General features: G+C 66.0%; 1 pseudogene. It reads right to left on the bottom strand.

Going from position 1 to position 10,271, the window contains the following annotated elements:
- Positions 1-10,082, bottom strand: a pseudogene (locus tag HT737_RS27235) (amino acid adenylation domain-containing protein); the annotation flags it as partial.
- Between the last annotated feature and the right edge of the window lie 189 nt (positions 10,083-10,271).

Here is a 10,271-nt window from a genome sequence, read left to right as displayed (position 1 = left end):
CGCCGGTGCGCAGAATGTCGTGCCGGGTCATGACCTGACGCAGCGCGGCGGCGAAAGCCTGCAAGCGTTCAAGGCTGTCGAACGCCAGGCGCGATTGCAGCAGGTACGGATCACCCTGCGCGGCGCTCAAGTGGTGATAAAGAATCCCTTCCTGCAATGGCGCCAGCGGATAAATGTCCTGCACGTTGGCGGCCCCGCCCGGCACCGTGGCAACCACGCGCTCAATGGCTGGCTGATCCAGTTGCACCAGCGTCAGCATGTCCGGGGTGATGTGCGTGCAACCGGCCGGAATCAGGTTGGCCGGCACCGCGACTTCGCGACCGCTGCCGACGGCGGCGGCCAGCGCGGCGAGGGTCGGCTGGCTGAACAGCACGCGCACGTCGGTGCTCAGGCCGAGCTGACGCATGCGCTCGATCAGGGTCACCGCCAGCAGCGAATGCCCGCCCAGCTCAAAGAAGTTGTCGTGCCGCCCGACCTGTTCGACCTGCAGCACCTCGGCCCAGACCTGCGCCAGCGCGGCCTCCACCGGCCCTTGCGGCGCTGCGTATTCGCGGCTGAGCCAGGCGTCCTGATCCGGTTCGGGCAAGGCCTTGCGGTCGAGTTTGCCGTTGGCGGTCAGTGGCAGCGCCTCAAGCCGCACGTAAGCTGCCGGCACCAGTGCCTGTGGCAGACGCGCTTGCAAATGCGCGCGCAGATCCTCGATATCGACCGTTGTGCGGGCAGTAAACCAGGCGATCAACCGCGCCTCGCGCACCAGCACCACCGCGTCCTGCACCGCCGGATAGCTGGACAGCGCGGCTTCGATTTCACCCAGTTCCACCCGCACACCGCGCAGTTTGACCTGATCATCATTACGCCCCAGGTACTCGATATTGCCGTCGGCCAGCCAGCGTGCGAGGTCGCCGGTGCGGTAAATGCGCGCCTGCGGTTCGTCACTGAACGGGTCTTCGAGGAAGCGTTCGGCGGTCAGCTGGGGACGGTTCAAATAACCACGGGCCACCCCCGCGCCACCGACGTACAACTCGCCCGCCACGCCAACCGGCACCGGACGTTGCTGTTCATCGAGCAAGTAAACCCTGGCGTTGCTGATGGGCCGGCCGATGTGCAGCAATTGCCCGGCATGGATTTGCCCGGAAGTCGCGACCACCGTAGCCTCGGTCGGGCCGTAGTTGTTGATCACGGCAAAGGTCTGCTCACGCGGGAACTGGCGCAACTTGTCGCCGCCGATCAACAGCGTGCGCAAGGTCGGATGCCCCAGTTCACGACTGAAGGCGTATTCGGCAATCGGCGTCGGCAGGAAACTGACCTGCAACGGCTGCGCGCGCCACCAGTCGAGCAGTTCATCCAGATGTTCGTTGCTGATCGACGGCGGCGGCAGGTGCAGGGTCGCGCCGACACACAGCGCCGGCCAGACTTCCCAGGCCATCGCGTCGAAACCGCAACCGGCGACGCTGGCGGTGTGGCTGCCGGCGCGCAGGTCGAACGCCTCGCAGTGCCAGTGCACAAGGTTTTCCAGGGTCGCGTGTTCGACCATCACGCCTTTCGGCTGGCCGGTCGAACCCGAGGTGTAGATCACGTAAGCCAGATGCGCCGGGGTCAGCGTCGGCAGTTGTGGATTGGTCGCCGCCAGGTGCTGCCAGAGGTTCTGATCCAGATCGATCACCGGCACCCGGCCCAGCAGCTCGCGGGTCGAGCCTTGCGCCAGCACCGCCACCGGATCGCTGTCCTGCAACAGGTAGGCGATGCGCTCCGCCGGGTACGCCGGGTCGACCGGCACATAACCGGCGCCAGCCTTGAGAATCGCCAGCAACGCCACCAGCATCTGCGGGCTGCGTGGCAGGCACACGGCAATCCGGTCGTCCGGCTGCACGCCGAGGCCGAGCAAGTGATGCGCCAGGCGATTGGCCTGCTGATTGAGTTGCGCATAGGTCAGTTGCTGCGTGCCCTGCACCACCGCCAGCGCTTGCGGATGCAGCTCGGCCTGCACTTGCACCAGTGACTGAATCGTCGCCCCGCGCGGGTATGCCGCCGCCGTCGGGTTGAACCCGACCAGCAAGCGCTCGTATTCCTCCACCGCAAGAATCGGCAAACGGTTGAGCGCACGCTGTGGCGCCTGCTCCAGTGCGTGCAGCAGATGCTCCAGCGCGGTGTGCATGTAGCTGCAGATCCGTTGCGCGCCGATCTGCGTCAACGCCAGCACGGTCAAAGAAAAGTCTGTGCCGAGATCGTCGACGCTGAGGGTCAGCGGATAGTTGCTGCGCTCTTCGCCACCGAGCAATTGCACGCCTTCCCAGATGCCCTGACCGTCACGCGGCTGCGCCTCGGCGACGGTATGCCGGTAGTTGAGCAAGGCGCTGAACAGCGGCGCGCCGGACACCGCACTGCAGCGCTGGGCCAGCGCCAGTGGCGCGTGTTCATGGGCCAGCAGCGCGGTCAGCCGTGCGTGGGTGGTCTTGACAGCAGACTGCACGCCTTCGCTGACATCCACCCGCAGCGGCAAGGTGTTGATGAACACGCCCAGGGTGCGATCCGCGCCCGCGCCGCCCTGCAAGCGACCCAACAGCACCGTGCCGAACACCACGTCGCGGCGGTTGGCAAGTACCCCCAGCACCTGCGCCCAGGCCAGATGCATCAGGCTCGCCGGGCTGACACCCAACTGCCGCGCCTGTTCACGCAGGCGCAGGGTCAACCCGGCATCGACGGCTTGCTGCGCCTCTTCAATGTCGCCGCCATCGCCTTGCACGTCGTGCAAACCGAACGGCAGGGTCGGCTCGTCGATATCGCCAAGCATGTCGCGGAAGAACGTTTCGTGCTCCTGCTCGCTGGCACCCAGACGCGCCTGCGCCACGTAGTTGCGATACGGCATCGGCGTGCCGAGGCGGTCGGCTTGATCGAACATAAACGCGCGCATCTCTCGGCCCACTACCTCCATGGCGGTGTGGTCGAGAATCAAGTGCTGGAACAGGATGATCGCCACCACCCGTTGCTGCGCCGGGTCTTCGGCATAGACGATGCGCATCAACGGCGCCTGGCTCACGTCGAGACGGTTGTAGCGGGCATCGAAGCGCCCGTGCAGCTGCTCAAGGACGTCGCCCTGAGCCGGATCCAGCGGCACCGCCTGTACCACCAGCGGCGCCTCGCGCCACACCACCTGATGCGGACTCGGCAAGCCTTCCCAGACCACGCTGGTGCGCAGAATGTCGTGACGGGCGACGACCTGCTGCAAGGCTCGGCTGAAAGTGCGCAGACGCTCGACGCTGTCGAAGATCAGCCGCGATTGCAGCAGATACGGATCGCCCTGTTCGGCGCTCAGGTGGTGATAAAGAATGCCTTCCTGCAACGGCGCCAGCGGATAGATGTCCTGCACATTGGCCGCGCCACCGGGCACGGTGGCGACGATGCGCTCGATGCTCGCCTGATCGAGCTCGGTCAGGCTGAGCATGTCCGGGGTGATGCGGGTGCAACCCGGCGGAATGCGGTTGGCCGGTACTTCGATTTCGCGACCGCTGCCAACAGCGGCGGCCAGTGCAGCGAGGGTCGGCTGATTGAACAGCACGCGCACGTCGGCCGCGAGGTCGATCTGGCGCATGCGCTCGATCAGGCTCACCGCCAGCAGCGAATGCCCGCCCAGTTCGAAGAAGTTGTCGTGACGCCCGACGCGCTCGACGTTCAGCACGTCGATCCAGATCTGCGCCAGCGCGTTTTCCACGGCACCTTGTGGCGCTTCATATTCGCGGCTGAGCCACGCGCCGTGCTCCGGTTCCGGCAAGGCCTTGCGGTCAATCTTGCCGTTGGCGGTCAACGGCAATGCGTCCAGCCGCACGTAAGCCGCCGGCAACAGCGCCTCCGGCAAGCGTGCCTGCAAATGCGTGTGCAACTGCTGAATATCGACCGCCGTGCGCTCGGTGAACCACGCAATCAGCCGCCCGTCACGAACCAGTACCACCGCCTCCCGCAGCGCCGCGTGGCTGCCGAGCGCGGCTTCGATTTCACCGAGTTCGATACGCACGCCACGCAGTTTGACCTGATCATCGTTGCGCCCCAGGTACTCGAGGTTGCCGTCGGCCAGCCAACGCGCCTGATCGCCGGTACGGTACATGCGCGCCTGCGGCTCGTCGCTGAACGGATCGAACAGGAACTGCGCAGCGCTCAGCTCGGGGCGATTCAGATAGCCGCGCGCCACGCCGGCACCGCCAACATACAACTCGCCCGCCACTCCCACCGGCACCGGGTGCTGCTCAGCGTCCAGCACATAGACTTTGGCGTTGGCAATCGGGCGGCCGATATGCAGCGGCTGTTCCGGTTCGACCCGGCCCGAGGTGGCGACCACCGTCGCTTCAGTCGGGCCATAGTTGTTGATCACCTCGAAGGTTTGCGCACGGTTGAACTGACGCAGTCGGTCGCCGCCAATCAGCAGCGTGCGCAAGGTCGGGTGCTGCAATTGCCGGCTGAACGCGTATTCGGCCACCGGCGTCGGCAGGAAGCTGACCTGCAACGGCTGCGCGCACCACCAGTCGAGCAACTCGTCGAGGTGCTCGTTGCAGATCGACGGCGGAGGCAAGTGCAAGGTCGCGCCAACACACAGCGCCGGCCAGACTTCCCAGGCCATCGCATCGAAACCGAAGCCGGCGACACTCGCGGTCTGGCTGCCGGCCTGCAAGTCGAAAGCTTCGGCGTGCCAGTGCACAAGGTTTTCCAAGGTCGCATGCTCGACCATCACCCCTTTCGGCTGGCCGGTGGAGCCGGAGGTGTAGATCACGTACGCCAGATGGTTCGGCGTCAATGCCGGCACCTGCGGATTCGCATCCGAGAGGTGCTGCCAGAGGTCGTTGTCCAGATCGATGACCGGCACGCCACCGAGCAGATCGCGAGTCGAGGCCTGCGCCACGACCGCCACCGGGGCGCAGTCCTGCAACAGGTAGGCGATGCGTTCCGGCGGATACGCCGGATCGACCGGCACATAACCGGCGCCGGCCTTGAGGATCGCCAGCAGCGCCACCAGCATGTCCGGACTGCGCCGGGCGCACAGGGCGACCCGGTCATCGGGCTGCACGCCAAGGCCTATCAGGTGATGCGCCAGACGATTGGCCCGCTGATTGAGTTCGCCATAGCGCAACTGCTGCGCACCTTGCACCGCCGCCAACGCTGCAGGGTGCGCGGCCGCCCGGGCCTCGAACAAACGCTGCACGGTTTGTGCCGGCGGGAAGTCGCGACCGCTGATGTTAAAGCCGACCAGGACCCGCTGCCGTTCGCTCGGCGACAGCACCGAGATCTGCCGCAGTGGCGTGGCTGGCGTGTGTTCCAGGGCTGTCAGCAAGTTGTGCAGCGCGGTTTGCAGGTAATCGCAGACCCGCGCGCCATCCACTTGCGGCACCGCCTGCACGCTCAGGCGGAAACCGGTGCCGAGGTCGTCGACGCTGACCACCAGCGGATAGTTGCTGCGCTCGCGGGAGCTGAGAATCTCGATCCCGTCCCAGGCCACGCCTGCCGGCTCCGCCGCGCTGTGACGGTAGTTGAGCAAGCTGCTGAACAGCGGCAGCGACGCCGCCACACCGCTGCAACGCTGGGCCAGCGACAGCGAGGCCTGCTCATGCGCCAGCAATTGCGCCAGACGCTCATGAGTAGCGCGCACGCCTTGCTCTACCGAGGTAGCGCCAACACTGACCCGCAACGGCAAGGTGTTGATGAACATGCCGAGTGCCCGGTCGGCGCCCTCGCCGCCCTGCATGCGCCCGAGCAGCACGGTGCCGAATACCACATCCTCACGGCCCGAGACCTTTGCCAGCACCTGACCCCAGGCCTGGTGCACCAGACTCGCGGCGCTGATGCCGAGGCGCCGCGCCTGTTCGCGCAAGCGTTGGGCCACACTCGAATCCAGCGCTTGCGCGCTCTCGACGCTGCTGCTGCCATCGCCATGCACGTCCTGCACACCGAAGGCCACGGTCGGCTCGTCGATGTCGCCGAGCATGTCGCGGAAGAACGCTTCGTGCGCTTGGGTATCGGCATGCTGTTGCGCCTGCGCCACGTAGTTGCGGTACTGCACCGGCGCCGGCAGATCGGCACTGCTCGGTTGCAGGCTGTCGTTCATTTCCGCGAGCAGCACTTCCAGTGCGGTGTGGTCGAGGACGATGTGGTGCAGCGACAGGATGCCGACCCAGCGCTGCTGTGCACGGTCTTCGGTGTAGGCCAGACGCATCAGCGGCGCGCGGCGCAGGTCGAGGCGGTAGTGCCGTGGATCGAACCGCGCCTGCATCTGCTCCAGCACATCGCCTTCCAGCAGGTCGGCATCGATCCGCTCCAGTGCCAGCGGCGCCTCGCGCCAGACCACTTGCACCGGCTCCTCAAGCCCTTCCCAGAACACGCTGGTGCGCAGAATGTCGTGGCGCGCGATCACCGCATTCAACGCACGGACGAAGGCCTTGATCTGCGCCAGTCCGGCGAAGGCGAATTGCGCCTGCAACACGTAGGGGTCACCGGTGCTGGTCGCCAGATGGTGGTAGAGAATCCCCGCCTGCAACGGTGCCAGGCCGTAAATGTCCTGCACATTGCCGACGCCGCCGGGCACGCTGGCGACCACGCGGTCGATGGCGGCCTGATCCAGCGTGGCCAGCGGCAGCATGTCCGGGGTGATCCGCGTGCAATCGGCGGCAATCAGATTGTCCGGCACCCGCAGGGCGTGACTGTGACTCAGGGTCGCCGCCAGCGCCGCGACGCTCGGCTGGCCGAACAGCACGCGCACGTCGCACTGCAAGTCGTGCTGGCGCATGCGTTCGATCAGTTTCACCGCCAACAGCGAATGGCCGCCGAGTTCGAAGAAATTGTCGTGCCGCCCGACCTGCTCGACACCGAGCAGGCTCTGCCAGATGCCGGCGATCAGGATTTCCACTGGCCCCACGGGGGCTTCGAAACCGCGACGGACGAACGCGTCGCTGTCCGGTTGTGGCAGGGATTTGCGATCAAGCTTGCCGTTGTTGGTCAGCGGTATGGCGTCGAGGCGCACAAAGGCGCTCGGCACCATGTAGTCGGCCAGCGATTGCAACAACGCGTCGCGCAGTTGCGCGGCGCTCGGTTCAGTGCCTTCGGCGGCCAGCCAGTAGGCGACCAGACGCTTGTCACCGGGACTGTCTTCACGAGCGATTACCAGCGCTTCGCGCACACCGGCGCAGGCGGCGAGGCGAGCTTCAATTTCACCGAGCTCAATGCGGAAACCCCCGGATCTTCACTTGATCGTCGTTGCGCCCCAGGTAGTCGAGGCTGCCATCCGCTGACCAGCGCGCCAGGTCACCGGTCTTGTACAGGCGCGCTGCAGCACGGCCGCTGAACGGGTCGGCAATGAAGCGCTCGGCGGTCAGCGCCTCGCGGTTGAGGTAGCCGCGGGCAACCCCGGCGCCACCGACGTACAACTCGCCGATCACGCCGACCGGCACCGGTTCGCGCTGCGCGTCGAGCACGTACAGCTGCAGGTCGGGAATGCCCACACCGATCGGGCTGCGCCCGACCAGTTGCGCGTCCGCGGCTTCCAGTGGGCGATAGGTCACGTGCACCGTGGTTTCAGTGATGCCGTACATGTTCACCAGCCGCGTACCGGCATTGCCGACCCGCGCGTACCACGGTTTGAGCAGGCCCGGCTCCAGGGCTTCGCCGCCGAAGATCACCTCGCGCAGCGAATGCTGCAACGGGCTGCGGCCCTGCGCGGCGATCAACTGGCGGAAGGCGCTCGGCGTTTGATTGAGCACGGTGACGCCACTGCGGCACAGCAGCGCATAGCAGTCGTCCGGCGAGCGGCTGACGGCCTGCGGCACCAGCAGCAACTGGCCGCCGAACGCCAGCGCGCCCCAGATTTCCCACACCGAGAAATCGAAGGCGAAGGAATGGAACAGCGCCCACACATCTTGCGGGTTGAAGTTGAACCAGTCGTGGGTCGCCGAAAACAGGCGCACCACGTTGCGGTGTTCGACCATCACGCCTTTGGGCAGCCCGGTGGAACCCGAGGTGTAGATCACGTAGGCGAGATGACTCGGGCTCAGCCCGGGAATCTGCGGATTGCTGCCGAGTTCAGCCTGCAACTGCACATTGTCCAGATCGATGCTCGGCACGTTGAGCGCGCCAACCCGGTCCAGCGTATCGGCCTGGGTCAGCACCGCCACCGGGGCGCTGTCCTGCAGGGTGTAGGCGATGCGCTCCAGCGGATACGCCGGGTCGATCGGCACGTAACCGGCGCCCGCCTTGAGGATACCGAGCAGGCCGATGATCATCTGCGGGCCGCGCTCGACGCAGATCGCCACGCGTTGATCCGGGCGAATCCCCAGCGCCAGCAGATGATGCGCAAGCTGATTGGCGCGGCGGTTGAGCTCGCCGTAGCTCAGTGTCTGCTCCTCGAACAGCAGCGCTGTGGCCTCCGGGCGTGCCGCCGCATGCGCTTCGAACTGCTGATGGATCAACGGCGTTTGCGGGAACTGCGGCAACGGCGAGTTGACTCCGTGCAGCAGGTATTCGCGCTCGGCGGCCGGCAGGATATTCAGGAGTTGCAGTGGTGCATCCGGGGTCGATTGCAAGGCCTGCAGCAGGCTATACAACGCGGTGTGCAGGTAAGCGGCGATGCGTTCGGCGCCCAGCGCCGCATCCGCCAGCGCGGTGATGCGCAAGTCTTCGCCGAGGTCGTCGATGTTGATCGTCAGCGGGTAGTTGGTGCGCTCGCGGGCGCCCAGCACTTGCACGCCAGGGGCCAGTTCGCTGACCTCGGCGATCTCTTCGCTGCTGCTGTGGCGATAGTTGAGGATCGCGCTGAACAACGGCGTCGGCACCGCCACCGCACTGCAACGTTGGGCCAGGGCCAGCGAGGTCTGTTCATGGCCGAGCAACGCGGTCAGGCGTCGATGGGTGGCCAGCACCCCGGCGCGCACGCCGTCCTGCCCGACATCCACCCGCAGCGGCAAGGTGTTGATGAACATCCCCAGCGCCTGTTCGCCGCCCTCACCCGCCTCCATCCGCCCCAGCAGCACGGTGCCGAACACCACCGCCGTGCGCCCGGACAATTGGCCGAGCACGCGTGCCAGCGCCAGGTGCATCAGGCTGGCGACGCTGACGCCGAGCTGACGCGCCTGGCCGCGCAGTGGCCGGCTCAAATCGGCGTCGAGCATCAGCACGGCTTCTTCGATGTCCTGGCCGTCGCCCTGCACGTCCTGCAGACCACAAGGCAAGGTCGGCTCGTCGATATCGGCGAGCATCTCGCGGAAAAACGCTTCGTGAACCTGCTCGTCCAGACGCAGACGGGCTTTGGCCAGATGATCACGGTACGGCACCGGCGGCCCGACCCGCGCAGTCTGGCCGAGCAGGTGCGCGCGGGTTTCGCGGCGCACCACATCGAGCGCGACGTGATCCATGATCAGGTGATGGAACAGCAACAGCGCGACCACGCGCCCATTGGCCGGATCCATGGCGTACACCAGACGCAGCAGCGGCGCCTGCCGGATGTCGAGGCGGAAGAACCGTGGGTCGTGGCGCTCCAGCAGTTGCATCAGGACATCCGCGCCCGGGTCGAGGGCGATTTCCTCGCAGTGCAGACGAGCCTGCCGCTGCACCACTTGCAACGGTTCGTCCAGACGCTCCCAGACAAACGAAGTGCGCAGGATATCGTGGCGTTCGATCATCCACTGCAACGCCTCGGCGAAGGCTTCCAGCCGTTCGCGGCTGTCGAAGGCGAACCGCGCTTGTGACACGTAAGGATCGCCGGCGGGTGCCGACAGGTGCAGGTAGAGCATGCCTTCCTGCAACGGCGCCAGCGGGTAAATGTCCTGCAAGTTGGCGGCGCCACCGGGCACCTTGGCCACCAGCCGGTCGATGGTCGGCTGATCCAGGGTCACCAGCGGCAGCATGTCCGGGGTGATGCGAAACGCCGGGCTCAGCCAGTCGCCACCATGACGGGCGACCAGTTCCAGCAGCTGCGCCTTGTGTTCGCTGAGGCTGTCCCACAACGCATCGTCCAGCGCGTCGTCGCTGCCCAGAATGACCAGGTCTTCATCTTCCTGTTGAAGGCGGATCGCATGGGTGGAAAGAACAGCCATCAGTTCGCTGAAATGCATGGGATAACCTGCTGTAAATACGAGAAAAAGGAGCGCGCAGCCGCGAGTCCGTGCCTGCTGCGCGCAGCCTGGAAAAGCTAAAACATCGGGGCTTACGGGGCTGACATGGGGAAGCGGGGACAAGCCGCCGGCTCGGGCGCCGCAATCCCCCCTGTAGGAGCTGCCGCAGGCTGCGATCTTTTGATCTTG

The organism is Pseudomonas sp. MD195_PC81_125 (assembly GCF_014060985.1).
Lineage (GTDB): Bacteria > Pseudomonadota > Gammaproteobacteria > Pseudomonadales > Pseudomonadaceae > Aquipseudomonas > Aquipseudomonas parakoreensis.
Note: the sequence above shows the minus strand (reverse complement) of the source record. Positions and strands in the feature narration are given on the sequence as shown.